Here is a 25,111-nt window from a genome sequence, read left to right on the forward strand (position 1 = left end):
GATCACCGTACCCGGCGGTCCCCGGCGTGACCAGGGCGGTTGTGCCCGGGCGGGGCGCTAGTCGCTCAGCCAGCGCGGGTTGCGGCCGTCGCGCTCGGCCTGCTCGGCGTCGCGCGACCTCCGCACCAGGGAGGCCGGCCCGATCGAGCCGCGGCCGAAGCGCGCGCTGACCGCGTCGAGCGTGCGCTCGGCCTCCCGCCACTCCTCGTCGGGGTCCCAGAGCGCGAGCGCGTCGCCGCCGGCGTCGGCGAGCTGCTCGGCCCGCACGCCGATCAGCCGGATCGGGGTGTCCTTCAGGCGGAGGTCGAGCGCCTCGAACACGTCCCAGGCCTCCTCGAACAACCGCCGCCCGACGTTGGTCGGCTCGGCGAGGGTGCGCGAGCGGGTGATGGTCCGGAAGTCGGAGAAGCGCACCTTGAGCGCGATGGTGCGGCCGACCATCCCGTGCTTGCGCAGCCGCTCGCCGACCCGCCCGGAGAGCCGCAGCAGCTCGCGGCGCAGGGTGTCCGCGTCCTCCACGTCGACCGAGAAGGTGTTCTCGTGGCCGATGCTCTTCTCGCGGGAGGCGGTGACGATCCGGCGCGGGTCGCGTCCGTTGGCCAGCTCGTGCAGCCGGTGCGCCGTCGCGTCGCCGACCGCGCGCTGCAGGACGGTCAGCGGCGCGTCGGCGAGGTCCGCGACGGTGCGCATGCCCATCCGCTCCAGGGAGGACTGCGTGCTCGCGCCGACGCCCCAGAGGGCGCCGACCGGGAGCGGGCGGAGGTAGGCGACCGTGTCGGCCGGCGGGATGACGAGCAGGCCGTCCGGCTTGGCGTGGCCGGAGGCGAGTTTGGCCATGAACTTCGTGCCGGCGACGCCGACCGAGCAGGTGAGGCCGGTCTCCTCGAAGACGCGCGAGCGGATGAGCTCGGCGATGCGTCGCGGCGAGCCCAGCAGCCTCCGGGCGCCGGCGACGTCGAGGAACGCCTCGTCGATACTGAGCGGCTCGACCAGCGGCGTCACCTCGTGAAAGATGTCCATCACCTTGCCGGAGTACTCGGTGTACTTCTCGTAGTGCGGCGGCAGGATGATCGCGGTCGGGCACAGCCGCAGCGCCTGCGAGACCGGCATAGCGCTGCGCACGCCGAACCGGCGCGCCTCGTACGTCGCGCTCGTGACCACCCCGCGGCCGCCGGCGTGGCCGACGATCGCGGGCTTGCCGCGGGCGTCCGGACGGTCGAGCAGCTCGACGGAGGCGAAGAAGGCGTCCATGTCGACGTGCAGGATCGTGGCGTCGGCGTCGTCGACCGCGGCGGTCGTCACCCGCCGGTCGCTGCCGTCCGTCTTGCCCACTGTCAAAACCTCCTCTGGGCAATCCTCCCATCCGGCCACGACATCCGCTCTGCGGCTGCCGGGACCCGGGGCTAGCGTGGAGGCATGGAATTCAGATACCTCGGCAACTCCGGTCTCAAGATCTCGGAGATCATCTACGGCAACTGGCTCACGCACGCCTCCCAGGTCGAGAACGAGACGGCGACGCAGTGCGTCCACGCCGCCCTCGACGCCGGCATCAGCACTTTCGACACCGCCGACGCGTACGCGAACACCGCCGCGGAGCAGGTGCTCGGCGACGCCTTGAAGGGCCAGCGCCGGCAGTCGCTGGAGATCTTCACCAAGGTCTACTGGCCGACCGGCCCGAAGGGTCACAACGACACCGGGCTCTCGCGCAAGCACATCCTGGAGTCCATCGACGGCTCGCTCACTCGGCTCGGCACCGACTACGTCGACCTCTACCAGGCGCACCGCTTCGACTACGAGACGCCGCTGGAGGAGACCATGCAGGCCTTCGCCGACATCGTGCGGCAGGGCAAGGCGCTCTACATCGGCGTGAGCGAGTGGACGGCCGACCAGCTGCGCGCCGGGCATGCGCTGGCGAAGGACCTCGGCTTCCAGCTCATCTCGAACCAGCCGCAGTACTCGATGCTCTGGCGCGTCATCGAGAAGCAGGTCGTCCCGACCTCCGCCGAGCTCGGCGTCTCGCAGATCGTCTGGTCGCCGGTGGCGCAGGGCGTGCTGACCGGCAAATACCTGCCGGGCGCACCGCTGCCCGAGGGCAGCCGGGCGGCGGACGACAAGGGCGGCGCGAACGCGATCAAGGGCTTCCTGCGCGACGACGTGCTCTCCTCCGTGCAGCGGCTGAAGCCGATCGCCGACGAGCTCGGCGCGACGATGGCGCAGCTCGCGATCGCGTGGGTGCTGCAGAACCCGAACGTGTCCGGCGCGATCGTCGGGGCTTCGCGTCCGGAGCAGGTGGCCTCCAACGTGAAGGCCGCGGGTGTGCGGCTCAGCGGCGACGTGCTCGCCCGCATCGACGAGGCCGTCGGCGACGTCGCCGTCACCGACCCCGCGGAGACGACCTCCCCCGCCTCCCGCGTCGCCTGAGCCGCGCGATTCGTGCCGCCAGGCGGCGCACGCACAGCCTGAGGAGGGCGCACGCCCCCACGAGTCGGGGAGCGACTCACACGAGCGCGGCGACCAACGGCCGGAACCAGTCCCGGAACGCCTGCGAGTCGTCGCGCAGCGAGGTGCTGACGACGACGGTGTGCGGGCCGACGATCCACGCGCCGCGCTCGGCGAGCGGGAGCACGTCGATGTCCAGGCGGAAGTAGCCGGCCTGGCGTCGCAGATCGTGCTCCCGGTCGTGGACCACGTCCACGATGTCGGCGGCGCGGGTGGCGTGGTGCTCGATGCTCGCGCGGGCGTATTCGGCGCGGCGCTCGCGCGCCCACCGCGCCGCCGTCTCGTGCTGGGCGAGCACGATGTCCTGCAGCTCGATCGCGCGGTCGAGCGCGGCGAAGTGCGGAGGCTGCAGCAGCGGGGTGATCGGGCGGTGCTCGCGGTCGGCCGCGCGCTCGAACAGGGCGTGCCACTGGGTCTCGAGCACGTCCTTCGCCGCCAGGGTCGCGGCGGGTCCGCTCCGCTCGGATGCCCCGTGCAGGGCGGGCACGACGGCCGGCGACACCCGCGGGAGGGCGGGCTCCCGGGTGTTGTCGAGGCCCACGAGGTCGCGCAGGGCGAGCGCGATCAGCAGGTCCCAGGGACAGTCCTCGGTGACCTGCCATCGAAGGGTGCCCTCGACGAACATGCCGTCATTGTAAGAGCAGCCGGTGACCTCCAGCAGTGCACCGGTTCGTGCGCTCAGCCGCGCCGGTCGAGCTCGGCGATCAGGCGCAGGACGGTGCGCTGGTTGCGTCCCGTCGCCACCGGACCGATGGCGCGCCAGAACGCGGCCGGGACGACCGATTTGGAGACGCCGAGCGGGCTCCACTGGTAGATCGCGCGGTCCCCCAGCCGGACCACCTCCGGGGCGAGCTCGGCGTCGTCCGGCGCGCTCACACCGGCGGGGACGTCGTGATCGAGGAAGGTCACGACCAGCCGGGAGTCGTCGTCCGCGAGGTCCACCAGCGGGTTGTCCGCCGCGATCCGGCGGAAGCGGTCCTCCGCCAGCAGGACGACGCCGGCGGACACTCCCGACGACTCGGCCAGCGCCGCGGTGACCGCACCGGCCTGCGCGGCCGTGGGCGCGCCCGACCCGCGGAAGACGACGTTCCCGCTCTGCAGAAGGGTGACCACGTCCTCGAAGCCCGCCGTCTCGAACGCGGCCGCCAGGTCGGCCTTCGCGACGCGCGCGTTTCCCCCGACGTTGATGCCGCGGATCAGGCCGACCCCGAGCACGGCTCAGGCCTCCGCTGGCTCGGCGGCCACCAGCAGCACGGCGGAGATGGTGGCGGTCTCGTACGGACCGCTCCCGTCGCGGCGGTGCTGCGGCTCGGTGAACGCGACGGTCCAGTGCGTGAAGCCGTCGTTCGGCAGGGAGATGGAGCGCATGGTGCGCTCCCCGTTGGCGATGATCACCCCGGTGGGCTCCCCCGGCCAGTCGTCGGACGAGGGCGGCTCCTGCTCGACGACGTACACCTGCACGCCGACGCCCAGGGCCGGCGTCGCCGCGCGGGGGTCGCGGGGCGGGCGGGGACGATCACGCTTCCACATGGCTCAAGCATCCCATCTCAGTGCGACGTCGATGGCTCGGTTCTCCCCCGCTCCGGGTCGAGCAGGCGGCGAAGCGCGGCCCGCTCGACGACGGTCCAGGCCGTCGTGGTCAGAATGTACACGGCGGCGGCGAGCGGCACGAACGCCGCGAAGACCACCGTGACGTACGGCAGGAACGACAGCGCCCGCACGACGCCGGTCGGCGCCGGCGTGCCGTCCGGCTGCGCCAGCGCGAGCACGCGCCGCGACACCGTGGTCACGGCGGCGATGATAACGAGCACGCCCGCGTAGACCAGGAACCCGGGCCAGACCGGGCCGGCGCCGGCAAGGCCGACGAAGCTGGTGCCGAGCGGCGCGCCGAGCACGTGCGTGTCGAGCAGGGTGTTGGCGTGGCCGGCGATCGTGGCGTGGGTGAACAGCGCGTAGACCAGCGAGATGACGGGGAGCTGCGCGAGCAGCGGCAGCATCCCGGCGAACGGGGAGGTGCGCTCGGCCTGGTAGAGCTCCATCGTCTTGCGGGCGAGCACCTCCCGGTCTTTCCCGTGCTTGCGCTGGAGCTCGGCGAGGGCAGGGGCGAGCCGGCGGCGGGTGTACTCGGCGCGCACCTGGCTGACGCCGACGGGGAGGAGGAGGGCGCGCACGATCACCGTCAGGACGACGATCGCGACGATGCCGGCGGCCGCGCCCGCGACGGGCTCGACGGCGGCGCAGAGGGCGGTGACGAAGCCGTAGGCGGCGTCGAGGACGGCCGCGATCGGCGGCCACGAGAAGAAGTCCATGGGTGGTATCCCTGCTGTCGGAACGGACGAAGACGTCGTCTGGCCGCGCAGGGACGGGCGGGAAACGCCCGGCTACGCGACCGGCAGGAGGATGCCCGGTGCTCTCGGGCGCGGACGGCCGTCGGCGTCCGGGTCGGCCTGGCTCTGCAGCAGCCAGCCGGCGGCGGGCTGCAGCGGGTTCGACCAGACGGCGCGGACGCGCAGCGAGGCCGCCAGCGCGGCGACCGACCGCACGACCGCCGTCGCGGCGACCGCGACGATCCCGATCGCGCCGGCAAGGCCGGCGAGCGCGACGAGCCCGGAGAGCCCTCCGGGCCACGCAGCGGAGTGCCACAGCACCGACAGGCCGGAGCCCGGCGCGAAGAAGCGCGCCACGAACTCCAGCAGACCGGTCATGTGCACGACGGTAACGCATCCGCCCGCCGGGCCGCGCGCGCGTTCGCCGTGAGCGGAGCGACCCCGAACAGGAGCAAGATGGAGGCATGAGTCGAATCGCGATCGTCGGAGCCCACGGAAAAGTCGCCCAGCAGCTCATGCGGGTGCTCTACGACCGGGGGGACGAGTTCGTCGGCCTCGTCCGCAGCGACGAGCACGCCGACGACGTCTACCGCCTCGGCGGCGAGGGCCACGTCCTCGACATCGAGCAGGCCGACTCCGGCGCCATCGCCATGGCCTTCGTCGGCTGCGACGCCGTGGTGTTCACCGCGGGCGCCGGGGCAGGCTCGGGCGTCGCCCGCAAGCGCACGGTCGACTACGCGGGCTCAGTGAAGTCCGCCGAGGCCGCGGCCTCCGCCGGCATCCGCCGCTTCGTGCAGGTGAGCGCCTGGGGCGTCGACGGCCCGGTGGCGGAGGACGCCGACCCGCAGTGGCGCGCCTACGTGGAGGCCAAGCGCGACGCCGACGCCGAGCTGCGCGCCTCCGGGCTGGACTGGACGATCCTGCGCCCGGGCGGGCTGACCTTCGACGAGGGCACGGGTGAGGTGCAGCTCGGCGAGAGCGTGCCGCGCGGCACCATCGCCCGCGAGGACGTCGCCCGGCTGATCGCGGTCTGCCTGTCCGATCCCGCCACCATCGGGCGCACCTGGGAGGTCGTCTCCGGCGACGTCCCGATCGAGGAGGCCGTGCGCACCCTGACCGCGGCCCCCTAGGCTCGTGTCCGTGAGTGGTTACAGCGATCGCCCCTGGGTCTCCGCCTACGCGCCGGGTGTCCCCGCCGACATCGAACTGCCGGAGGGCTCCCTCGCCCACCTGATCGACGACTCGGTCGCGACGTACGGCAAGCACGTCGCCCTGGAGTTCTTCGGCGCGACGACGACCTACGCCGAGCTCGGCGACCAGATCGCCCGCGCCGCGGAGGGCCTGCGCAAGCGCGGCGTCCGCAAGGGCGACCGGGTCGCGCTGGTGCTGCCGAACTGCCCGCAGCACGTCGTCGCGTTCTACGCGGCGCTGCGACTCGGCGCGGTCGTCGTGGAGCACAACCCGCTCTACACGCCGCGCGAGCTGCGGCACCAGTTCGAGGACCACGGCGCGACCGTGGCGATCGTCTGGGACAAGGTCGTGCCGACCGTGCAGGACCTCCCGGCCGACCTCGGCGTGACGACCGTCATCTCGGTGGACATCACCCGCGCGATGCCCGCGAGCAAGCGCTTCGCCCTCCGCCTCCCTGTGCCCGCCGCCCGCAAGGCGCGCGAGCAGCTCACCGCGAAGGTCTCCGGCGCCGTCACCTGGGAGTCGCTGGTCTCGTCCCGGCGGCTGAAGGCCTCCGTTCCGCGCCCGGAGCGCGACGACCTGGCGCTCATCCAGTACACCAGCGGCACCACCGGGCGGCCGAAGGGCGTCATGCTCAGCCATCTCAACCTCGCCGTCAACGCGGCGCAGGCGCGTGCGTGGGTGCCGACGATCGAGCGCGGCACCTCGGTGGTATACGCGGTCCTCCCGCTGTTCCACGCCTACGGGCTCACGCTCTGCCTGACCTTCGCCATGAGCATGGGGTCGAGGCTCGTGCTCTTCCCGAAGTTCGACCCCGACCTGGTGCTGGACGTCGTGAAGAAGCGGCCGGCGACCTTCCTGCCCGCCGTGCCGCCGATCTACGAGCGGCTCGTGCAGGCCGCCGAGAAGCGGAAGGTGTCGCTTTCGGGCATCGACATCGCGATCTCGGGCGCGATGAGCCTCCCGCAGACCATCGTGGACCTCTGGGAGTCGAAGACCGGCGGCTACCTGGTGGAGGGCTACGGCCTCTCCGAGTGCTCGCCCGTGCTGATGGCGAACCCGGTCGGCGCGACCCGCAAGGCCGGCACGGTCGGCCTCCCGCTGCCCGGAACCGAGCTGCGCGTCGCCGACCCGGACGACCCGTCCGTCGACCGCGCGTTCGGCGAGGAGGGCGAGCTGCTCGCCCGCGGACCGCAGGTGTTCTCCGGCTACTGGCGCAACGCCGACGAGTCGGCCAAGGTGCTCACCGCGGACGGCTGGTTCCGCACCGGCGACATCGTCACGATGGACGAGGACGGCTTCGTGCGGATCGTCGACCGCATCAAGGAGCTCATCGTCACCGGCGGCTTCAACGTGTCCCCGACCGAGGTGGAGGACGCGCTGCGCAGCTTCGAGGGGGTCGCGGACGTCGCCGTGGTCGGCCTCCCGCACCGCCGCGGCGGCGAGGACGTGGTCGCCGCCGTGGTGATGGAGCCGGGCGCGTCGTTCGATGAGGAGGCCATCCGCGCCTACGGCCGCGACTGCCTGACCGCGTACAAGGTGCCGAAGCACGTCGTGCAGGTGGACGAGCTGCCGCGCAGCATCGTCGGCAAGGTCATCCGCAGGAAGGTGCGCGATCAGTTGGTGGCGCAGCAGGAGGCGGCGGCGGGCTGAGCTCCGCCGATCGGCCCTCTCATCCGATAGGAAACACCAGCAGCGACCCCGTCGCCGTCGCGACCGTCTTCCCGCTCCCGTCCGTCACGACCCCGTCCGCGAACGCCACCCGGTTACCCGGCTTGGTCACCGTCGCGCTGCAGGTGAGCGGGCCGCTGCCGGCGAACACCGGCCGGAGGTAGTTCACCTTGATCTCGATCGAGGTGTAGCCCTGGCCCTGCGCCAGCGTCGACTGCACCGCGCAGCCGATCGCCGAGTCCAGGAGGGTGCAGACCAGTCCGCCGTGCACTGTCCCGATCGGGTTGTAGTGGGACTCGTCCGGCTCGCAGACGAACACCGCCCGCCCGGTCTCGGCCTCCGTCAGCGTCATCCCCATCAGGTTCGCGATGGGCGGCGGCGGCAGCTCCCCCGCGATCATCTTCTGCAGGTAGGCCAGGCCGCTCATCGTCGGCATGACGGCGACGCCCGGCGCGGGGTCCTCCCAGTGGACGGTTCGGCTGCGTTCGCTCACTCGCTCCCCTTCCGCGGGAGGTCGGGATCGGCCGGCGGCAGGTCCGCCGGCTCGTCGACCGTTTCGAGCGTATCCGCATTGACCGGGGTCTGTCCTTCGGGGAGGTTCGAGAAGTCGGGCGCGATGACGGTCGCCGGGAGCCGTGAGGCGGCCGTGCCGAACGGCAGCTCGTCACCCACCGCGACGGGCTCCAGGACGATGTCGTCGCTCTGCCGCGGCAGCGTGAGTCCCTTGAAGTAGTCGGGCCGGATGATCCGCCAGATGATCATCAGCACGACACCGATCAGGATGCCGCCGATGCCGACCACGGCCTCCGCGCCGATCCCGAAGATCGTCACGTTCTTGCCGTTCTCGTCGGTCAGCCAGTCGGGTGCGGCGAACTGGATCACCCCGTAGATGAACACCGCCACCAGCATCAGGCCGCCGAGCAGCGGGAACAGCCCGCGCATGATCGCGTGCCGGAAGCTCGTGAACAGCGTTCGGCGGTAGTACCAGACGCAGGCGAACCCGGTGAGGCCGTAGTAGAACGCGATCATCAGGCCGAGCGAGCCGATCAGCGCGGTCAGCAGGGTGACGCTGATCGCGGTGAACAGCAGGTAGAACGCCGCCGAGGCGATCCCCATGCCGACCGTCGACCAGGTCGGGGTCAGGAACTTCGGGTGGATCTTCGCGAACTTCTCCGGAATGGCCTTGTAGACGGCCATCGACAGGGTCGTGCGGGCCGTCGGCAGGATCGTGGTCTGGGTCGAGGCCGACGCCGAGGTCAGGATCGAGAAGCCGAGCAGCGTCAGCAGGATGGAGCCGAGCGGACCGCTGCCGAACAGTGTCGGCCCGATCGCCGAGAACACATCGGACGAGTTCGCCGGGTTCGCCAGGCCGATGCCCTTGTCCCCGACGCCCGCGAAGGCGACAGTGGCGACGGTGACGATCGCGTAGGTGGCGAGCAGCAGCAGGGTGCTGATGACGGCCGCGCGGCCCGGGGTCTTCTCGGGGTTCTTGGTCTCCTCGTTGATCGAGACCGCGGTGTCCCAGCCCCAGTAGATGAAGATCGCCGTCAGCAGCGCGGGGGCGATCGTCTGACCGAAGTCGAGCGTGAACGGGTTGAACCACGACCACTGCGGGATCAGGGAGTACGGCTCGGCGTTGCCGGTGTAGACCTTCGCCAGCGCGAAGACCGCGAAGAAGATGAGGATGACGACCTCGAAGCCGAGCAGGACGTACTGCACGCGCGCCGACACCTCGATGCCGCGATAGCAGATCCAGGTCATCAGGGCGATCCAGATCAACCCGGCGATGGTCACGGCCACGTTGTTGTTCGCGAGCGCCGCGACGCCGGGGAGGCCGAAGCCGCCGATGAACGTGTACGAGTAGCTGCCGGCGATCTGCGCGAGGTTGGACATCACGATCACGTCGGCGATGACGATCCCCCAGCCGCCCATCCAGCCGGTGATCGGGCCGAACGCCCTCGCCGCCCAGGTGAAGGTCGTGCCGCAGTCGGGCTCGGCCTTGTTGAGCTCCTGGTACGCGACCGCGATCAGGTACATCGGGACGAACGCGAGCAGCACGATGCCCGGCGCCTTCACGCCGGCCGCGAGCGTGCCGCCGACGACGATGAAGCCCAGGCTGGCGGCGAGGCTGTAGGCGGGTGCGGTGGAGGCGACCCCCACCACGACGCTCGACACCAGGCCGAGCGCGCCCCCTTTCAGGCCCTTGTTCCCCGCCTCGTCGGGCGCGGTCGGACGCGTGGATGTCATGGCAACACCTCCGGTGACTCGGGTCCGCTCACCGGTGAACGGGCCACCGGAGCACAGCGTAGCTCCGAAGCCGGGCCGCGGGGTTGCACGTTCTCACAGACGACGGCAGCCCGTGGGCCGGGGTCAGCCTCCCTGCGTCGTCGCGAGCCGCGCCAGCCGCCTCCGGGCCGCCAGCTCGGCCTGCGTCTGCGGCCCCAGAAGCACCTGCGCTCCCCCGAGCACGAGGGCCGTGGCGCGGTGGATCGGCAGCCGGTCGGCGACGGGCAGTCCGAGCAGTGCGCGGTGCCGCGACTCCAGCGTTGAGACCGCCGCGCGGAACAGCACCCGGTACGACGGTCGCAGCGTCCCGCGCAGCGGAGCGCGCCGGATGAAGCGGACGATCTCCTCGACCTCCGGTCCGCCGCGCAGCTCCCCCGCGTCGGTCACCGCGTCGATGCGGGCGCGCAGGTCGGCGGCGGTGCGCGGCGGGTCGGTGACGCCCATCAGCTCGCCTGCGGTCGCCCACTCGCCCACGTACCCGTCCGCGCCGCCCGGGATCGGCGACCCCCAGCGCTCGTGCGCGGTCAGGAAGGCGTCGGTGAAGGCCAGGTGCACCCACTCGGCCAGGTCGGGGTCGTTCGCGGTGTACGGCCGGATCACCCCGTGCCCGTCGACGTAGCTGCCGTGCACGCGCTCGTGCAGGGCCTTCACCAGCTCGGAGCCGGCGACGGCCTGGCCGCGGCTGCCGAAGGTGACCGTGTGGATCCACTGGATGGTGCCGGCCAGGCGGCCCAGCGGGTCCTCGCGGTAGCGGGAGTGGTCGCGCACCCCCGCGAGGGCGCCGGGATGCAGCGCCTGGAGCAGCAGGGCGCGGACGCCCGCGACGAGCGTCGGCATCCCGCCGTGCACCGTCCAGGCGGCGCCGCCCGCGGGGAAGAAGCCCTCGTCCTCGCCGTCCTCCAGGCGCAGCACCCAGCTCGGGATGCGGTCGGAGCGCCCGGACAGCGTCTCGATCAGGTGCGAGCGCACCGGGCCGAGGAGGCGGTCGACGCCGGCGCCGGTCATCGCGGTGCGAACTCCTGGCCGAGCCCGTCGATCACCTGCGCGGAGGGCAGCTCGCCCAGCAGCCGGCCGGGGAGCAGGATCTTGGACCGGCGCACGCCCGACCCGATGATGACCACGACGCCGTCGGCCACCACGCGCGAGTCCACGAGCAGCGGCCACTCCGGAGGCAGGCCGATCGGCGTGATGCCGCCGTACTCCATCCCGGTCAGCTCGACGGCGCGCTCCATCGGCAGGAAGGACGCCTTGCGGACGTCCAGCAGTCGCTTCACGGTGTTGTTGACGTCGGCGCGGGTGGTCGCGAGCACCACGCAGGCGGCGATCCGCTCCACGCCCTCGCGCTTGCCGCCGACCACGACGCAGTTGGCGAGCGTGTCGGCCGTCAGCCCGAACTGCTCCTGCGTGGCGGCGGTGTCGGACACGTCCGGGTCGATCTCCACGACGCCGACCTCGTCGAGCCAGCCGAGCCCGGTCAGCGTCGCGAGGGTGGCCGGGGCCAGCAGGTCGGTGCGGGAGGAGGCGGGGGCCGTGGTCAGCCCGCCGAGTGTGAAGACGCCCATGCGCCTACGCTAGCGCGCGGCACGGCCCGGGCGCGGTGCTAGGCGGAAGGGGACCGGATCGTCTACCCTGCATTCTATGAATACGTTCACGAACGCGTGGCGCGGGCATCCGAAGGGGATCATCGCCGCCGCGGCGGCCGTCGTCGCGCTCGTCCTGCTCATCGTGACGGTGACGTATTCGGCGGCGCGCGCCGCCGAGGCGGACGCGCATGCCGCCTCGGTCCGCGCCGCCCAGCAGGCAGCGGTGGCCGACTCGCTCCGCCACGATCAGGGCGGCTATCGGGACGCGCTCGGCGCGCGGCTCACGGCCGAGCAGCAGGCGCTGGCCGCGCAGGCGGCCGCCGAGGCGGCGCAGGCCGCAGCGGACCAGGCGGCCGCCAACCAGGCTGCAGCAGACCAGGCGGCAGCCCAGAGCGGAGGCGGCTCCTCCACCGGCTCGGGCTCGACCGGCGTTCAGGCGACCGGTGGCCAGACGAGCGGCGACCAGTCGGCCGACCCGGCCCCCGCCGAGCCGGCCCCGAGCGATGACGCGCAGACCCAGTGCCCGCCGCCGAACGTCGCCCACGTGGACGGCGACGGGAACCTCCTGTACTGCGAGCCGTCCTGGCAGTGCGCGCAGCGCGACGAGGACGGCAACTGCACCGCCTGGATGCTCTGACAGCCGTCAGCGGCCGGCGAGCCGCTTGAACATGATCGTCGTGCCGCCGAGCTCTCCGGAGGGCGCCACCGCGTAATCCGGGATGCCGCCGACCGTCTGCCAGCCCCAGCGGCCGTACAGCGACTCGGCGAGGCTGCCGGTCTCGGTGTCGAGGACGAGCAGCGTGAGCCCGCTCGCGGCCGCATGCTCCTCCAGCGCTGCCATGAGCGCAGGCGCGATGCCGCGGCCCCTGGCCTCCCGGCGCACAATGAGCTTGATCACCTCGGCGCGGTGCGGGCCGTTCCGCTTGGCCGCGCGTACCAGGCTGATCGTGCCGAGCGCACGGTCGCCGTCGCGGGCGATCCAGGTCTCGGTGTCGGGGTCGGCGAGGAGCGCGCTCCACCACAGCACCGCCTCGTCGTGCGTGGGAGGCTCGATCCAGCCGACGCTCGCGCCGGACTCCACGGTGTCGATCAGCACGGGCGCGAGCGCCGCCGCAGCAGCGCTCGCGTCCGTGACGAGTTCGACCGCCGGGGTCACTGCGAGGCGCGCTCCAGCACCAGCTCGCGCACGCGCGCCGCGTCCGCCTGGCCCTTCATCGCCTTCATGACGGCGCCGATGACCGCGCCGGCGGCCTGGACCTTGCCGTCGCGGATCCTCTCCAGCACGTCCGGCTGCGCCGCGAGCGCGTCGTCGATGGCCGCGATCAGCGCGCCGTCGTCGGAGACGACCGCGAGACCGCGGGCGTCCACGACCTCCTGCGGGGCGCCCTCGCCCGCGATCACGCCCTCCAGCACCTGGCGGGCCAGACGGTCGGTGAGGGTGCCCGCGTCGACCAGGGCGGCCAGCTCGGCCACGTGCTGCGGGCTGACCAGCGTTCCCGCCGGGACGCCCTGCGCGTTCGCGAGGCGCGCGATCTCGCCGGTCCACCACTTGCGGGCGGCGGCGGGGGTCGCGCCGGCGGCGATGGTGGCCTCCAGCTCGTCCAGCAGCTCGGCGTTGTCGACGTCCTGGAACTCCAGGGCGGTGAAGCCCCACTCGGCTGTCAGGCGCTTGCGGCGGGCAGCCGGCGCCTCAGGCAGCGTGCCGCGCAGCTCCTCGACCCACTCGCGGCTCGGCGCGACGGGCACCAGGTCGGGCTCCGGGAAGTACCGGTAGTCGTCGGCGTCCGACTTCGGACGGCCGGCGGAGGTGGTGCCGGTGTCCTCGTGCCAGTGCCGGGTCTCCTGGGTGATCGTGCCGCCGGCGTCGAGGATCGCGGCCTGACGCTGGATCTCGTAGCGGACCGCGCGCTCGATCGAGCGCAGCGAGTTCACGTTCTTGGTCTCGGTGCGGGTTCCGAGCTCGGACGACCCGCGACGGCGGAGCGAGACGTTCGCGTCGCAGCGGACGTTGCCCTCCTCCATGCGCGCGTTCGAGACGCCGAGCGCCTTCACCAGGTCGCGGATGGCGCGCACATAGGTGCGGCCGACCTCCGGGGCGTCGGCCTCCGCGCCCTCGATCATCTTGGTGACGATCTCGACCAGCGGCACGCCGCCGCGGTTGAAGTCGACCAGCGAGTAGTCGGCGCCCTGGATGCGGCCGGTGGCGCCGCCGACGTGCGTCAGCTTGCCCGCGTCCTCCTCCATGTGCGCGCGCTCGATCTCGATGCGCAGCTCGCGGCCGTTCTCCAGCTCGATCGTGACGACGCCGTCGTGGGCGATCGGCTCGTCGTACTGGGAGGTCTGGAAGTCCTTCGCCAGGTCGGGGTAGAAGTAGTTCTTCCGCGCGAACCGGCTCGACTCCGCGATATCGCAGCCGAGCGCGAGGCCGAGGCGGATGCTCGACTCGATCGCCTTCTCGTTCACCTGCGGGAGGCCGCCGGGGAGGCCCAGGCAGGTCGGGCAGGTGTTCGTGTTCGCGCCCGAGCCGAACTCGTTCGCGCAGCCGCAGAACATCTTGGTCGCAGTGTTCAGCTCGACGTGCACCTCGAAGCCGAGCACCGGCTCGAACAGCTCCAGGGCCTTGTCGTAATCCATCAGTTCGGCCGTGGCCATCAGACCGCTCCCTCTTCGCTCGCGAACATCTCGGTGGCGCTCAGGTCGGGCGCCTGGCTCAGCAGGCTGCCGCCCCACTGCTCCTCCAGGAGCCGCTCCAGGGCGGCGCCGATGGTGTAGAGCCGGGCGTCGGCGCGGGCCGGCGTCATGAGCTGGATGCCGACAGGCAGGCCGTCCTCCGGCGCCAGGCCGATCGGCAGGCCCATGCCGGGCACGCCCGCCAGGTTCGCCGGGATGGTGGTGATGTCGTTGAGGTACATCGCCATCGGGTCGGCCAGCTTCTCGCCGAACTTGAACGCGGTGGTCGGAGCGCTCGGGCTGACCAGCACGTCCACCTTCTCGAACGCGGCGGAGAAGTCGCGCTGGATGAGCGTGCGGACCTTCTGGGCCGAGCCGTAGTAGGCGTCGTAGTAGCCGGCGCTCAGCGCGTAGGTGCCGAGGATGATGCGGCGCTTGACCTCGGTGCCGAAGCCGGCGTCGCGGGTCGCGGCCATCACGCGCTCGACGGTGACCGGGCCGTCCTCCGGGTTCACCCGGAGGCCGAAGCGCACGGAGTCGAAGCGGGCCAGGTTGCTGGACGCCTCGGCCGGGAGGATCAGGTAGTAGGCCGCGACCGAGTACTCGAAGCTCGGGGCCTCGACCTCCACGATCTCGGCGCCCGCGCCCTCCAGGAGCGCCAGCGCCTCTACGAAGCGCTGCTTGACGCCGGCCTGGAAGCCCTCGCCGTTCAGCTCGCGGACCACGCCGACGCGCACGCCCTTCAGCGCGCCGTCGCGCAGGCCCGCGCGGGCCGCATCGGCCATCGACGGCCAGGTGTCGGTCAGGGAGGTGGAGTCGAACGGGTCGTGACCCGCGATCACGTCGTGCAGCAGACCGGCGTCCAGCACGCTGCGGGAGACGGGGCCGACCTGGTCGAGCGAGCTCGCCAGCGCGATGGCGCCGTAGCGGCTGACGCCGCCGTAGGTCGGCTTGACGCCCACCGAGCCGGTGACGGCGGCGGGCTGGCGGATCGAGCCGCCGGTGTCGGAGCCGAGCGCGAACGGCGCCTCGAAGGCGGAGACGGCCGCGGCCGAGCCGCCGCCGGAACCGCCGGGGATGCGCTCCAGGTCCCACGGGTTGCGGGTGGGGCCGTACGCGGAGTGCTCGGTGGAGGAGCCCATCGCGAACTCGTCCATGTTGGTCTTGCCGAGCGGCACCAGGTCGGCGTCGCGCAGCTTGCGGACGACCGTGGCGTCGTAGGGCGGGATCCAGCCCTCCAGGATGCGCGAGCCGGAGGTCGACGGCATGTCGTGGGTGGCGAGCACGTCCTTGATCGCGACGGGGACGCCGGCCAGCGGGCCGAGCGGGTCGCCCGCGGCCCGGCGGCCGTCGATCTCGGCGGCGGTGCGGACGGCGTTCTCGCCCGCGACGTGGAGGAAGGCGTGCACGTCGGCGTCGACCGACTCGATGCGGTCGAGGTGCGCGCGGGTGGCCTCCACCGAGGAGACCTCCCGTGTGGCGAGCAGGTCGGCGAGGGCGGCGGCGGAGAGCCTGGTCAGATCCGTCATGCTTACTCCTCGTCCAGGATGGTGGCGACCTTGAACCGGTCGCCCTCGCGCTCGGGGGCGCCGGAGAGCGCCTGCTCGACGGTCAGCGACGGGCGCACCACGTCGGACCGGAACACGTTGGTGAGCGGGAGCGGGTGGCTCGTCGCTGCGACGTCGGGCCCGGCGACCTCCTGCACCTTGGCGACCGCCTCGACGATCTGGCCGAGCTCGCTGGTGAGGCTCTCGATCTCCTCCGGGCTGAGGTCGATCCTGGCGAGGTTCGCCAGGTGCGCGACCTGTTCTGCGCTGATTTCGGACATGCGTCTCCGTGGTGGTGTCGTCAGTGGGCTGAGTCAATTCTAGGGTGACCGCGACCGCCCGCGCCCGCCCGCAGGGACGCCCGGCGGACGTCCTCGGACGCGCTCGCTAGCGGAGGACGCGGTCGCCCTGGTCGATGCCGATCAGGGCGAGGTTGCGCATGCACTCGGTCCCTGCGGTGAAGTACTCGTTGTGGCCGCTCGACCCGGTGAGGCTCTTGTGGGTGATCGGGTCGGTCGCCCCGTCCACGCCCATCTTCTTCGCGCCGTAGGAGGGCGCGCCCGGGTCGCTGCCGAAGAAGGCGCTGTTGACGATCGGGTCCATCGACGCCTTGCCGACGTACACATTGCCGCCGCGGACGCCGAGCTGGTGCACGGACTGGGCGTCGGACCCCGGCGAGCCCATCAGCGCGAGCGCGTCCACGGTGACGGTGCCCTTCTCCAGAGCGAGCAGCGCGGCCGTCGAGCCGTACGAGTGGGCGAGCACGCTCAGGTACGGCGGGTCCGCCTTGCGCAGCGCCTGGAGGCCGATCAGCGTGCGCTCCAGGCTGTCGGCGCCCTGCTTGGCGAGGTCCATGCCACCGATGTTGGTCAGCACCGGGGTCTGGTAGCCGATCCACGCCACGACCGCGACGCCGGGGACCGTGCCGTGCGACCGGGAGCCGAGGAAGCGCTTGAGGAAGCCGGTCTCCTGCGAGTAGAGGTCCTGCGCGACGTCGGCCCAGCCCTCCACCTGCTCCCCCACCGCCATGTACATGCCGGGGACCAGCACGCTCACGTAGCGCGCTGTGCGGAGGTCGCCGACGACGATCGCGGCCCTGGCGTCCGCCGACGTGTCGAGCGAAACCAGCGTGCGGGTGACGCCGTCCTTCTTCTTCAGCGCCGTCTCGACGTTGCCGAGCGTCGTGAGCTGGCGCTTGAGGGCGACGCGCTCGGTCTTGCCGCGCTGCGTGCGCAGGTCGGACTTCGCGGAGGCGATGGTGCGGTCGAGGTCGAGCACATTCGCCTTGCCGCGGATGTCGTACGGGACGCCCTCCAGGTTGCCGATCACGTGCGGCGCGAACTTCACGAGCGCAGCCTGGCGGGACGGGTCGAGGAGCTTCCAGAGCTGGCTGACGTCGCTCGCCGCGGGCGGGTTGGTCAGCAGCCGGTTCAGGTCGGAGGCGTGCGCGCCGAGGAACCCGGGCAGCGCCGCGGGGTCGACCGCGCGGATCGAGCCGAAGACGGCCGCGGCGCTCGCGGCGGCGGCGCCCGCTCCCGCCGGGCCGGAGCTGGCCGGCGCGTCGCCGATCGCCGCCGGTGCGGGCTGGGCGACCGCGGGAAGCTGCGCCGCCTGCACACCGTCGGCAGGCATGACGAAGGCCCCGGTCAGTCCTGTGACGACCGAGGTGACGATGGAAGCTGCTGCAAAGCCGACCAGCACTCCGTCCGGGTCCCTCCGAGAGCGAGCGAGCTAAGCCCTTGCGTGCACCGGGCGAGCGCACACCACGACTCTAGCCGCATCCGGGGGGTGGACGGATGGCCGTTCTACCCCCGATTCAGGGGGATAACTTGTGGTCTGTCCACAAAGTGACGGACTAGTTTTCGAGCCCGGAGGGGCCCTTCTCGACAAGGATCGCGAACTGGGCCGCGTCGATCACGCGCACCCCCAGTTCTTCCGCCTTGGCGAGCTTAGACCCCGCGCCCGGTCCTGCGGCGACGAAATCGGTCTTCTTGGACACACTGGAGGCCGCCTTTCCTCCCGCGGAGATGATCGCCTCCTGCGCCCCCTCGCGAGTGAAGCCCTCCAGCGAGCCCGTGGCGACGACGGTCAGTCCCGCCAGGACGCCGCCCGCGTCGGCCTGCGCGCCGGGTCCCGCGTGACCGGGCGTGGCGAACTGCACTCCGTCGGCTGCCCAGCGCTCGATGATCTCGCGGTGCCAGTCGACCTCGAACCAGGCGAGCACCGCGTCGGCGATGATCCCGCCGACGCCGTCGACCGCGGCGAGCTCCTCGCGGGAGGCGCCGCGGATGGCGTCGAGCGACCCGAAGTGGTCGGCCAGCGCGCGGGCGGCGACCGGGCCGACGTGGCGGATGTTGAGCGACACGAGGATGCGCCAGAGCGGCTTCGTGCGGGCCGCGGCGAGGTTCGCCACCAGCTCCAGCGCGTTCTTGGAGGGAACGTACAACTCGTCACCGTCGAACTCCGCGGAGTCGGGGTGGAACGGTCCGTCCTTCTTCTGCCGACGACGGCGGAACGGTGTGTCCACCTTCTCGGCCCCGGAGTCGGTCAGTTTCGGCAGCCCCGTCTCGGAGTCGCGGACGACGACCTCGATCGGGAACAGCTCCCGCACGGTCAGCCCGAACAGCCCGGCCTCGGTCGGCAGCGGCGGCGTCTCCGGGAAGCGCGGCTGGGTGAGCGCCGCGGCCGCGACCTCCCCCAGCGCCTCGATGTCGAGCCCGCCGCGCGAGCCGATGTGCTCCACCCGGCCGCGCACCTGCGCCGGGCAGAACTCGGAGTTGGGGCAGCGGAGGTCGATGTCGCCCTCCTTGGCCGGAGCGAGCCTGGTGCCGCACTCCGGGCAGTTCTCCGGCATCACGAAGGCGCGCTCGGTGCCGTCGCGCAGCTCGACCACCGGGCCGAGGACCTCCGGGATGACGTCGCCCGCCTTGCGCAGGACGACCGTGTCGCCGATGAGCACGCCCTTCGCCTTGACGACGTCCTGGTTGTGCAGGGTGGCCTGGCGCACCTCGGAGCCGGCGACGCGCACCTTCTCCATCACCGCGAACGGCGTGGCGCGACCGGTGCGGCCGACGCTGACCACGATGTCGAGCAGCTTGGTGTTGACCTGCTCCGGCGGGTATTTGTAGGCGATCGCCCAGCGCGGCGCGCGGGAGGTCGCCCCCAGCTCGTCGTGGAGGGCCAGCTCGTCCACCTTGATCACGATGCCGTCGATCTCGTGCTCGACGCTGCCGCGGTGCTCGCCGTAGTAGCGGATGAACTCGTCCACCTCGGCGACCGTGCCGAGGACCCGGTAGTGGCTGGAGGTCGGCAGGCCCCACGAGCTCAGCAGCTCGTAGACCTGCGACTGGGCGTCGACCGGCGGGTTCCGCCAGGCGCCGATGCCGTGGACGAGCATGTGCAGGCGGCGCAGCCGGTCGCGCATGAGCGCGAGCTGGGCGGCGTTCTTGCCCTCCGCCTTCTGCCGCAGCGAGCCGCTGGCGGCGTTGCGGGCGTTCGCGAAGACGCGCTCGCCGGCCTCCTGCTGGTGGGCGTTGAGCTCGTCGAACTGGGCGACGGGGAAGAACACCTCGCCGCGCACCTCCACCAGCGGCGGGAACGGGCCGTCGCCGGCGAGCCGCTGCGGGATGGCCGGGATCAGGCGGATGTTCTCGGTGACGTCCTCCCCCACGACGCCGTCGCCGCGGGTGGCGGCGGAGACGAGCGCGCCGTTCTCGTAGCGGAGGTTGATCGCGAGGCCGTCGATCTTGAGCTCGCAGAGGTAGTCGACCCGGCGACCGGCGTCGCGCTCGACCTTGGCGGCCCAGCCCTCGAACTCCTCCAGCGAGAACACGTTGTCGAGGCTGAGCATCCGCTCGGCGTGCTCGACGGGCGCGAACAGCGTCGTCTGCGCGCGGCCGCCGACGGTCTGGGTGGGGCTGTCCTGGCTCTGCAGCTCGGGATGCAGGCGCTCCAGCTCTTCGAGGCGCCGCAGCATGCGGTCGTACTCCTCGTCGCTGACGAGCACGGTGTCGCGCTCGTAGTACGCGTCGCGCAGCTCGAGGATGCGGGTGGTCAGGTCCTGGGCCTCCGCGCGTGCGTGCGCGTCCTGCTCGTCGGTCACCCAGCAAGCATATTCACGACCACCGACCCCCGCTGCCACCCTGGAGCCAACGGAGGACATCCACCCCGCCCCGCCCGCAAAAGTCAGCGACCGGAGGACATCTGTCCCCAATCCCGCCCAAACTCCTCCGTTACCGACGCCCGCGCCGTCGCGAACGGAGGAGATCGGGGGCAGGCCGAGCCGGATGTCCTCCGTTGGCTGCCGACACGCGGGGCGGCGGCCCGGATGTCCTCCGTTGCCGACGGGGTCAGACCGGGACGGCGGAGACGGTGCGGTCGATCGTGGTCTGGCCGAGGACGCGGGTGCCGACGTAGACGACGGCGGTCTGGCCGGGGGCGACGCCGTTCAGGGGGGCGTCGGGGCGGATGACGAGCTCGCCGTCGCGCACCTGCGCCACCGCGGGGACGGGGTCGGCGTGGGCGCGGATCTGGACCTCGCACGCGAACGGCGTCGATGGCGACACAGGGGCCTGCCCGGCCCAGGTGAAGCGGGAGCCCGCGATCTCGGCGATGTCGAGCGCCTCCTTCGGGCCGACCACCACCGTGTTGTCCTTCGGCCGGACCTCCAGCACGAAACGCGGGCGGCCGTCCGGGGACGGGTAGCCGATGTTGAGGCCCTTGCGCTGGCCGACCGTGTACGCGTGCGCGCCCTCGTGCGAGCCGAGCCGGTTGCCCTCGCGGTCGAGGATGTCGCCCTCCGCAGCTCCGACGTGCTCGGCCAGCCAGCCGCGCGTGTCGCCGTCCGGGATGAAGCAGATGTCGTGGGAGTCCGGCTTGTTGGCCACGCTCAGGCCGCGCTCGGCCGCCTCCGCGCGCACCTCCGCCTTCGAGGGCGTCGCACCGAGCGGGAACATCGCGTGCGCGAGCTGGTCGGCCGTCAGCACGCCGAGCACGTACGACTGGTCCTTGGCCCAGGCGCTCGCGCGGTGCAGCTCACGGTTGCCGTCGGCGTCGGTCAGGATGCTCGCGTAGTGCCCGGTGCACACGGCGTCGAAGCCGAGGTCGAGCGCCTTCTCCAGTAGCGCGGCGAACTTGATCCGCTCGTTGCAGCGCATGCACGGGTTGGGGGTGCGACCGGCCGAGTACTCCGCGATGAAGTCGTCCACGACGTCGAGCTTGAACCGCTCGGAGAAGTCCCAGACGTAGTACGGGATGCCGATGATGTTCGCGGCGCGCTGGGCGTCCATCGAGTCCTCGATGGTGCAGCAGCCGCGGCTGCCGGTGCGGAGCGTGCCCGGCATCCGGCTGAGCGCCAGGTGCACCCCGACGACGTCGTGCCCGGCCTCCACAGCGCGCGCGGCGGCCACGGCGGAATCGACGCCACCGCTCATCGCTGCCAGAACTCGCACCCGAGGAGTCTACGCCGTGGCGGCTGAGCGGCTCCCGGGTGCGCGCTCGGCCAGGCCGGCGCGCGCAGCCTGGGCGTACGCGGACGGGAGCGCCGCCAGCAGCGCGTCCACGTCGGCCTCGGTGGAGGTGCGGCCCAGCGTGAAGCGCAGCGCACTCCGCGCCTCCTGCTCGCTGCGCCCCATCGCGAGCAGCACGTGCGACGGCTCCGGGATGCCCGCCGTGCAGGCCGCGCCGGTGGAGACCGACAGCCCGGCGAGGTCCAGCAGGAACAGCAGCGAGTCGCCCTGCGCGCCGGGGAAGACGAAGTGGGCGTTGGCGGCCACTCGCTCGCCGCTCGACGGCTCGGGGCCGCTCAGCACCGCCGCGGGCACGGCCTCCCGGACCCCGCGGATCAGCCGGTCGCGCAGCCCGGCGAGCCTGCGGGCCTCGTCGGCGCGCTCGGCCTCCGCGGCGAGCGCCGCCGCAGCGAACGCGACGGCCGCTGCGACGTCCTGCGTCCCGGAGCGCACCTGGCGCTGCTGGCCGCCGCCGTGGATGAGCGGCACCACCGCCGAGCGCCGGCCGAGGACGAGCGCCCCGATCCCGACCGGTCCCCCGATCTTGTGCGCCGAGACGCTGAGGGCGTCCACGCCGAACTCGGTGAACGAGAGGGGCAGGTGGCCGTACGACGCGACCGCGTCCACGTGGACGGGGACCCCGGCGTCGCGTGCGAGTGCGGCCAGCTCTGCGACCGGCTGGATCGTCCCCACCTCGTTGTTCACGGCGAGGAAGGTCAGCAGCGCGGCATCCGACGGGGAGGCCAGGGCGTCCGCGACGACGGCGGGCGCGATCCGCCCCTCCGGGTCGAGGGGCAGCCACTGCGCCCGCGCCCCCTCCGCGCGCTCCAGCCACTCCACCGCGTCGACCGTCGCGTGGTGCTCCCCGCCCGGCGCCAGGACGCGCGGACGCGCGGCCCCGGCGTTGCGCGCCCAGTACAGCCCCTTGATCGCGAGGTTGATCGCCTCCGTGCCGCCGGAGGTGAAGACGACCTCGATCGGGTCGCAGCCGAGCGTCGACGCGACCGCCTCGCGCGCCTCCTCGAGCATCCGCTTGGCCTGCTGGCCCTGGCTGTGGATGCTCGACGGGTTGCCGACGAGCCCCAGCGCGTCCGTGAAGGCGGCGATCGCCTCCGGGCGCATGGGGGTGGTGGCGGCGTGGTCGAGGTAGACGGGCACCGGAGCCTCCTTCAGGGTGCGGCGCGGTGTGGTCCTACTCTAGAACGCATGACGTCCGCCGATCCTCTGCGCAACCTGGGTGTACGCATCGGTCCGCACGGCGGCGAGCTCCGGGTGTACTCCGAGCACGCCGACGCGATGGAGCTCCTGCTGTTCCACCGCGACGACCCGGACTGGCGGACCAAGACCGTGACGATGGTCAAGGACGCCAACAACGTCTGGATGGGCCGCTCCCGCAGCCTCCAGGTCGGCAGCCTGTACGCGATCAACGTCTCAGGCCCGTCCGGCCCGCAGAACATGTTCAATCCCGAGTCGCTGCTGATGGACCCGTACGCCAAGGGCCTGACCCGCGTCGGCCCGGAGGAGTGGCGTTCGACCGTGGTCTCCGACGGCTTCGACTGGGGCGACTCCCGCAAGCCCGGCACCCCGCTGGACCACACCGTCGTCTACGAGGCGCACGTGCGCGGCATCAGCCGGCAGAACCCGGACGTGCCGGAGGAGCTGCGCGGCACGTACGCCGGGCTCGCCCACGAGTCCACCATCGGCTACCTGAAGCACCTCGGCGTCACCGCCGTGGAGCTGCTCCCGGTGCACGCGTTCACGTCCGAGCAGCGCCTCATCCGCGAGGGCCTGACCAACTACTGGGGCTACAACACCCTCAATTTCTTCAGCCCGCACGCCCCCTACGCCACCCGAGCCGCCCAGGCCGCCGGTCCGGAGGCCGTGCTGGTGGAGTTCAAGGGGATGGTGAAGCTGCTCCACGAGGCGGGCATCGAGGTGATCCTCGACGTGGTCTACAACCACACCGCCGAGGAGGGCATCGGCGGCCCGCGCACCAGCTTCCGCGGCATCGACAACGCCACCTACTACCGGCAGGACGCGAACGGCGTCTACATCGACGTCACCGGCTGCGGCAACACGGTGGACTTCGGGCATCCGGTCCCGCAGCGCCTGGTGCTCGACTCGCTGCGCTACTGGGCGCAGGAGGTGCAGATCGACGGGTTCCGGTTCGACCTCGCCGTCACGCTGGGCCGCGGGGAGGACGCCTCCTACAGCCGCGACCATCCGCTCATCAACGACATGCTGAGCGACCCGGCGCTCGCCGACGTCAAGCTCATCGCCGAGCCGTGGGATGTCGGGATCGGCGGCTGGCAGACCGGGAACTTTCCCGGCGGCCCTGAGAACGCCGACGGCACCTGCGGCAGGGACGGCTGGTCGGAGTGGAACGACCGCTACCGAGACCGGGTCCGCAACTTCTGGCTGGCCGACATCGCCGAGGCGCGCCGCAACGGCCAGGCCCCGATCGGCATCGGCGGCTTCGCCACCCGGCTCGCCGGCTCCTCCAACACGTTCTCGCCCGAGCGCGGCCCGCTGGCCTCCATCAACTTCGTGACCGCCCACGACGGCTTCACGATGGCCGACCTGACCGCGTACAACGTCAAGCACAATCTCGGCAACGGCGAGGACAACCGCGACGGCACCGACAACAACCGCTCGTTCAACCACGGCGCGGAGGGCCCGACTTTGGACGAGCACGTGCTGCTCGACCGGCACAAGGCGATGCGCAACCTGATGGGCACTCTGCTGCTCTCCGCGGGCGTGCCGATGATCACCGCCGGCGACGAGTTCGGCCGCAGCCAGCGCGGCAACAACAACGCCTACTGCCAGGACAGCGAGCTCACCTGGATGAGCTGGCTGCGCACCAGGGAGCAGCGGGAGATGCTCGACACCACCCGCCGCCTGCTGGAGCTGCGCCGCGAGAACCCGGCGCTGCGTCCGAGCCGGTTCGCCGTCTACGGCCAGACCACGCCGAACGCCAGCCACATGGACTGGTACGACGCGACCGGCGCGCTCATGGACGACGAGGACTGGAACTCCCCGGAGAACCGCACCCTGCAGTACCTGGCGGCCTCCACGCCCGACAAGGAGGAGTTCAACCGCGTGCTCCTGATCGTGCACGGCGTGGAGGACGACGTGGAGGTCTCCCTCCCGGTCGCGCCGGGCGTCGAGTCGTACCAGCTGCTCTGGGACAGCGCGACGGAGGTGCCGATCCTGGAGGACGGCGTCGAGCTCGCGCCGGGCAGCAAACGCCTCGTGGGCGGCACCTCGATGCAGCTCTACCGGGCGAACGGGCCGCGCGTCGAGACGCCGGCGGGGACGGCCTGATGGCGAAGCGCCCGGCCTCGGCCGGCACGCCCGCCACGGTCGCACTGGGAGCTGCGGACATCCCGTTCGCCGTGCACGCGTACGAGCACGACCCTGCGGCGCCCTCCTACGGTCTGGAGGCCGCCGACGCGCTGGGCGTGGAGCCGGACCGGGTGTTCAAGACCCTGCTGGCCGACACCGAGCTCGGGCTGGTGGTCGGCGTCGTCCCGGTGACCGGGATGCTCGACCTCAAGGCCCTCGCCGCGGCGGTCGGCGCCAAGCGAGCGGTGATGGCCGACCCCGCCGTCGCCGAGCGGCGGACGGGCTACGTCGTAGGCGGCATCTCCCCCATCGGCCAGAAGACCCGGCACGTCACCGTCGTGGACGAGACCGCGCAGCTCTTCGACACGGTGTACGTCTCGGGAGGCCGCCGCGGCCTCGACCTGGAGCTCGCGCCCGACGCGCTCGTCGCCGCCACGAACGCGACCTACGCGCCGATCGCGCGAACTAACTGACAGGACACGCCG

General features: G+C 72.2%; 24 protein-coding genes. 6 read left to right on the top strand and 18 right to left on the bottom strand.

What is annotated here, in order from left to right:
- Positions 1-57 precede the first annotated feature (57 nt).
- Complete coding sequence (gene dinB / locus ABCS02_RS29440) at positions 58-1,302, bottom strand: DNA polymerase IV (protein ID WP_345839534.1); 1,245 nt, start codon at positions 1,300-1,302, stop codon at positions 58-60.
- A gap of 114 nt (positions 1,303-1,416) precedes the next feature.
- Here dinB and ABCS02_RS29445 point away from each other — a divergent pair, with 114 nt between their 5' ends.
- A complete protein-coding gene (locus tag ABCS02_RS29445) occupies positions 1,417-2,421 on the top strand; it encodes an aldo/keto reductase family protein (protein WP_345839275.1) in 1,005 nt (334 codons plus the stop codon).
- A 76-nt stretch (positions 2,422-2,497) separates the two neighbouring features.
- On the opposite strand, the gene ABCS02_RS29450 is transcribed toward ABCS02_RS29445, so the two are convergent.
- The 5 genes from ABCS02_RS29450 to ABCS02_RS29470 form a co-directional block, all read right to left on the bottom strand.
- Entirely contained in the window at positions 2,498-3,124 is a 627-nt protein-coding gene (locus tag ABCS02_RS29450) for a hypothetical protein (protein WP_345839276.1), read from the bottom strand.
- Between the two features lie 53 nt (positions 3,125-3,177).
- Positions 3,178-3,714, bottom strand: coding sequence for a DUF1697 domain-containing protein (locus tag ABCS02_RS29455; protein ID WP_345839277.1), 537 nt, complete (start codon positions 3,712-3,714; stop codon positions 3,178-3,180).
- Positions 3,715-3,717: 3 nt separating this feature from the next.
- A complete protein-coding gene (locus tag ABCS02_RS29460; protein WP_345839278.1) occupies positions 3,718-4,029 on the bottom strand; it encodes a hypothetical protein in 312 nt (103 codons plus the stop codon).
- 17 nt (positions 4,030-4,046) lie between these two features.
- The gene (locus tag ABCS02_RS29465; protein WP_345839279.1) at positions 4,047-4,808 is read right to left on the bottom strand and encodes a YidC/Oxa1 family membrane protein insertase; all 762 of its coding nucleotides are present in this window, start codon (positions 4,806-4,808) and stop codon (positions 4,047-4,049) included.
- Positions 4,809-4,880: 72 nt separating this feature from the next.
- Positions 4,881-5,204, bottom strand: a complete 324-nt coding sequence (locus ABCS02_RS29470; protein WP_345839280.1) for a DUF6412 domain-containing protein — start codon at positions 5,202-5,204, stop codon at positions 4,881-4,883.
- Positions 5,205-5,290: 86 nt separating this feature from the next.
- Between ABCS02_RS29470 and ABCS02_RS29475 the strand changes: the two genes are divergently transcribed.
- Both ABCS02_RS29475 and ABCS02_RS29480 read left to right on the top strand, forming a co-directional pair.
- Positions 5,291-5,956: an SDR family oxidoreductase gene (locus ABCS02_RS29475; protein WP_345839281.1), complete on the top strand. Its 666-nt coding sequence runs from the start codon at positions 5,291-5,293 to the stop codon at positions 5,954-5,956.
- A gap of 10 nt (positions 5,957-5,966) precedes the next feature.
- Complete coding sequence (locus ABCS02_RS29480) at positions 5,967-7,670, top strand: long-chain-fatty-acid--CoA ligase (RefSeq protein ID WP_345839282.1); 1,704 nt, start codon at positions 5,967-5,969, stop codon at positions 7,668-7,670.
- Positions 7,671-7,689: 19 nt separating this feature from the next.
- On the opposite strand, the gene ABCS02_RS29485 is transcribed toward ABCS02_RS29480, so the two are convergent.
- The 4 genes from ABCS02_RS29485 to ABCS02_RS29500 form a co-directional block, all read right to left on the bottom strand.
- Positions 7,690-8,181 (bottom strand): PaaI family thioesterase, encoded by a 492-nt coding sequence (locus tag ABCS02_RS29485; RefSeq protein ID WP_345839283.1) that lies wholly within the window; start codon positions 8,179-8,181, stop codon positions 7,690-7,692.
- Complete coding sequence (locus ABCS02_RS29490) at positions 8,178-9,935, bottom strand: APC family permease (RefSeq protein WP_345839284.1); 1,758 nt, start codon at positions 9,933-9,935, stop codon at positions 8,178-8,180. The genes ABCS02_RS29485 and ABCS02_RS29490 overlap by 4 nt, the downstream gene beginning before the upstream one ends.
- Positions 9,936-10,058: 123 nt before the next feature.
- Positions 10,059-10,979 carry an oxygenase MpaB family protein gene (locus ABCS02_RS29495; protein WP_345839285.1) on the bottom strand — a complete coding sequence of 307 codons (921 nt, stop codon included), beginning with the start codon at positions 10,977-10,979 and terminating at the stop codon, positions 10,059-10,061.
- Positions 10,976-11,536, bottom strand: a complete 561-nt coding sequence (locus tag ABCS02_RS29500; RefSeq protein ID WP_345839286.1) for a YbaK/EbsC family protein — start codon at positions 11,534-11,536, stop codon at positions 10,976-10,978. Before ABCS02_RS29500 ends, ABCS02_RS29495 begins: the two co-directional genes overlap by 4 nt.
- A 76-nt stretch (positions 11,537-11,612) precedes the next feature.
- Here ABCS02_RS29500 and ABCS02_RS29505 point away from each other — a divergent pair, with 76 nt between their 5' ends.
- Positions 11,613-12,194, top strand: a complete 582-nt coding sequence (locus ABCS02_RS29505; protein WP_345839287.1) for a hypothetical protein — start codon at positions 11,613-11,615, stop codon at positions 12,192-12,194.
- A 6-nt stretch (positions 12,195-12,200) separates the two neighbouring features.
- Here the strand turns inward: ABCS02_RS29505 and ABCS02_RS29510 are convergent, their stop codons facing one another.
- The 8 genes from ABCS02_RS29510 to ABCS02_RS29545 form a co-directional block, all read right to left on the bottom strand.
- Complete coding sequence (locus tag ABCS02_RS29510) at positions 12,201-12,713, bottom strand: GNAT family N-acetyltransferase (RefSeq protein ID WP_345839288.1); 513 nt, start codon at positions 12,711-12,713, stop codon at positions 12,201-12,203.
- Entirely contained in the window at positions 12,710-14,209 is a 1,500-nt protein-coding gene (gene gatB / locus ABCS02_RS29515; RefSeq protein ID WP_345839289.1) for an Asp-tRNA(Asn)/Glu-tRNA(Gln) amidotransferase subunit GatB, read from the bottom strand. The genes ABCS02_RS29510 and gatB overlap by 4 nt, the downstream gene beginning before the upstream one ends.
- A complete protein-coding gene (gene gatA, locus ABCS02_RS29520) occupies positions 14,209-15,756 on the bottom strand; it encodes an Asp-tRNA(Asn)/Glu-tRNA(Gln) amidotransferase subunit GatA (protein WP_345839290.1) in 1,548 nt (515 codons plus the stop codon). Before gatA ends, gatB begins: the two co-directional genes overlap by 1 nt.
- 2 nt (positions 15,757-15,758) lie before the next feature.
- Entirely contained in the window at positions 15,759-16,055 is a 297-nt protein-coding gene (gene gatC / locus ABCS02_RS29525; protein ID WP_345839291.1) for an Asp-tRNA(Asn)/Glu-tRNA(Gln) amidotransferase subunit GatC, read from the bottom strand.
- 106 nt (positions 16,056-16,161) lie between these two features.
- On the bottom strand, positions 16,162-17,406 hold the full coding sequence (locus ABCS02_RS29530; RefSeq protein ID WP_345839292.1) for an alpha/beta hydrolase: 1,245 nt from the start codon (positions 17,404-17,406) through the stop codon (positions 16,162-16,164).
- Positions 17,407-17,629: 223 nt separating this feature from the next.
- A complete protein-coding gene (ligA, locus tag ABCS02_RS29535; RefSeq protein ID WP_345839293.1) occupies positions 17,630-19,876 on the bottom strand; it encodes an NAD-dependent DNA ligase LigA in 2,247 nt (748 codons plus the stop codon).
- Positions 19,877-20,123: 247 nt separating this feature from the next.
- Positions 20,124-21,224, bottom strand: a complete 1,101-nt coding sequence (gene mnmA / locus ABCS02_RS29540) for a tRNA 2-thiouridine(34) synthase MnmA (RefSeq protein ID WP_345839294.1) — start codon at positions 21,222-21,224, stop codon at positions 20,124-20,126.
- Positions 21,225-21,233: 9 nt separating this feature from the next.
- Positions 21,234-22,439 (bottom strand): cysteine desulfurase family protein, encoded by a 1,206-nt coding sequence (locus ABCS02_RS29545; RefSeq protein ID WP_345839295.1) that lies wholly within the window; start codon positions 22,437-22,439, stop codon positions 21,234-21,236.
- 48 nt (positions 22,440-22,487) lie between these two features.
- Here ABCS02_RS29545 and glgX point away from each other — a divergent pair, with 48 nt between their 5' ends.
- Together glgX and ybaK are read left to right on the top strand one after the other, a co-directional pair.
- Positions 22,488-24,605: a glycogen debranching protein GlgX gene (gene glgX, locus ABCS02_RS29550; RefSeq protein WP_345839296.1), complete on the top strand. Its 2,118-nt coding sequence runs from the start codon at positions 22,488-22,490 to the stop codon at positions 24,603-24,605.
- A complete protein-coding gene (ybaK, locus tag ABCS02_RS29555; protein WP_345839297.1) occupies positions 24,605-25,099 on the top strand; it encodes a Cys-tRNA(Pro) deacylase in 495 nt (164 codons plus the stop codon). The genes glgX and ybaK overlap by 1 nt, the downstream gene beginning before the upstream one ends.
- Positions 25,100-25,111 lie beyond the last annotated feature (12 nt).

This window comes from Microbacterium sp. X-17 (assembly GCF_039615055.1).

Excerpts from the sequence above, each read along its gene's own strand:
- ABCS02_RS29445 (WP_345839275.1), top strand. The coding sequence starts at position 1,417 with ATGGAATTCAGATACCTCGGCAACTCCGGTCTCAAGATCTCGGAGATC.
- ABCS02_RS29450 (WP_345839276.1), bottom strand. The coding sequence starts at position 3,124 with ATGTTCGTCGAGGGCACCCTTCGATGGCAGGTCACCGAGGACTGTCCC.
- ABCS02_RS29460 (WP_345839278.1), bottom strand. The coding sequence starts at position 4,029 with ATGTGGAAGCGTGATCGTCCCCGCCCGCCCCGCGACCCCCGCGCGGCG.
- ABCS02_RS29465 (WP_345839279.1), bottom strand. The coding sequence starts at position 4,808 with ATGGACTTCTTCTCGTGGCCGCCGATCGCGGCCGTCCTCGACGCCGCC.
- ABCS02_RS29470 (WP_345839280.1), bottom strand. The coding sequence starts at position 5,204 with ATGACCGGTCTGCTGGAGTTCGTGGCGCGCTTCTTCGCGCCGGGCTCC.
- ABCS02_RS29475 (WP_345839281.1), top strand. The coding sequence starts at position 5,291 with ATGAGTCGAATCGCGATCGTCGGAGCCCACGGAAAAGTCGCCCAGCAG.
- ABCS02_RS29490 (WP_345839284.1), bottom strand. The coding sequence starts at position 9,935 with ATGACATCCACGCGTCCGACCGCGCCCGACGAGGCGGGGAACAAGGGC.
- ABCS02_RS29495 (WP_345839285.1), bottom strand. The coding sequence starts at position 10,979 with ATGACCGGCGCCGGCGTCGACCGCCTCCTCGGCCCGGTGCGCTCGCAC.
- ABCS02_RS29500 (WP_345839286.1), bottom strand. The coding sequence starts at position 11,536 with ATGGGCGTCTTCACACTCGGCGGGCTGACCACGGCCCCCGCCTCCTCC.
- ABCS02_RS29505 (WP_345839287.1), top strand. The coding sequence starts at position 11,613 with ATGAATACGTTCACGAACGCGTGGCGCGGGCATCCGAAGGGGATCATC.
- gatB (WP_345839289.1), bottom strand. The coding sequence starts at position 14,209 with ATGGCCACGGCCGAACTGATGGATTACGACAAGGCCCTGGAGCTGTTC.
- gatA (WP_345839290.1), bottom strand. The coding sequence starts at position 15,756 with ATGACGGATCTGACCAGGCTCTCCGCCGCCGCCCTCGCCGACCTGCTC.
- gatC (WP_345839291.1), bottom strand. The coding sequence starts at position 16,055 with ATGTCCGAAATCAGCGCAGAACAGGTCGCGCACCTGGCGAACCTCGCC.
- ABCS02_RS29530 (WP_345839292.1), bottom strand. The coding sequence starts at position 17,406 with ATGCCTGCCGACGGTGTGCAGGCGGCGCAGCTTCCCGCGGTCGCCCAG.
- glgX (WP_345839296.1), top strand. The coding sequence starts at position 22,488 with ATGACGTCCGCCGATCCTCTGCGCAACCTGGGTGTACGCATCGGTCCG.
- ybaK (WP_345839297.1), top strand. The coding sequence starts at position 24,605 with ATGGCGAAGCGCCCGGCCTCGGCCGGCACGCCCGCCACGGTCGCACTG.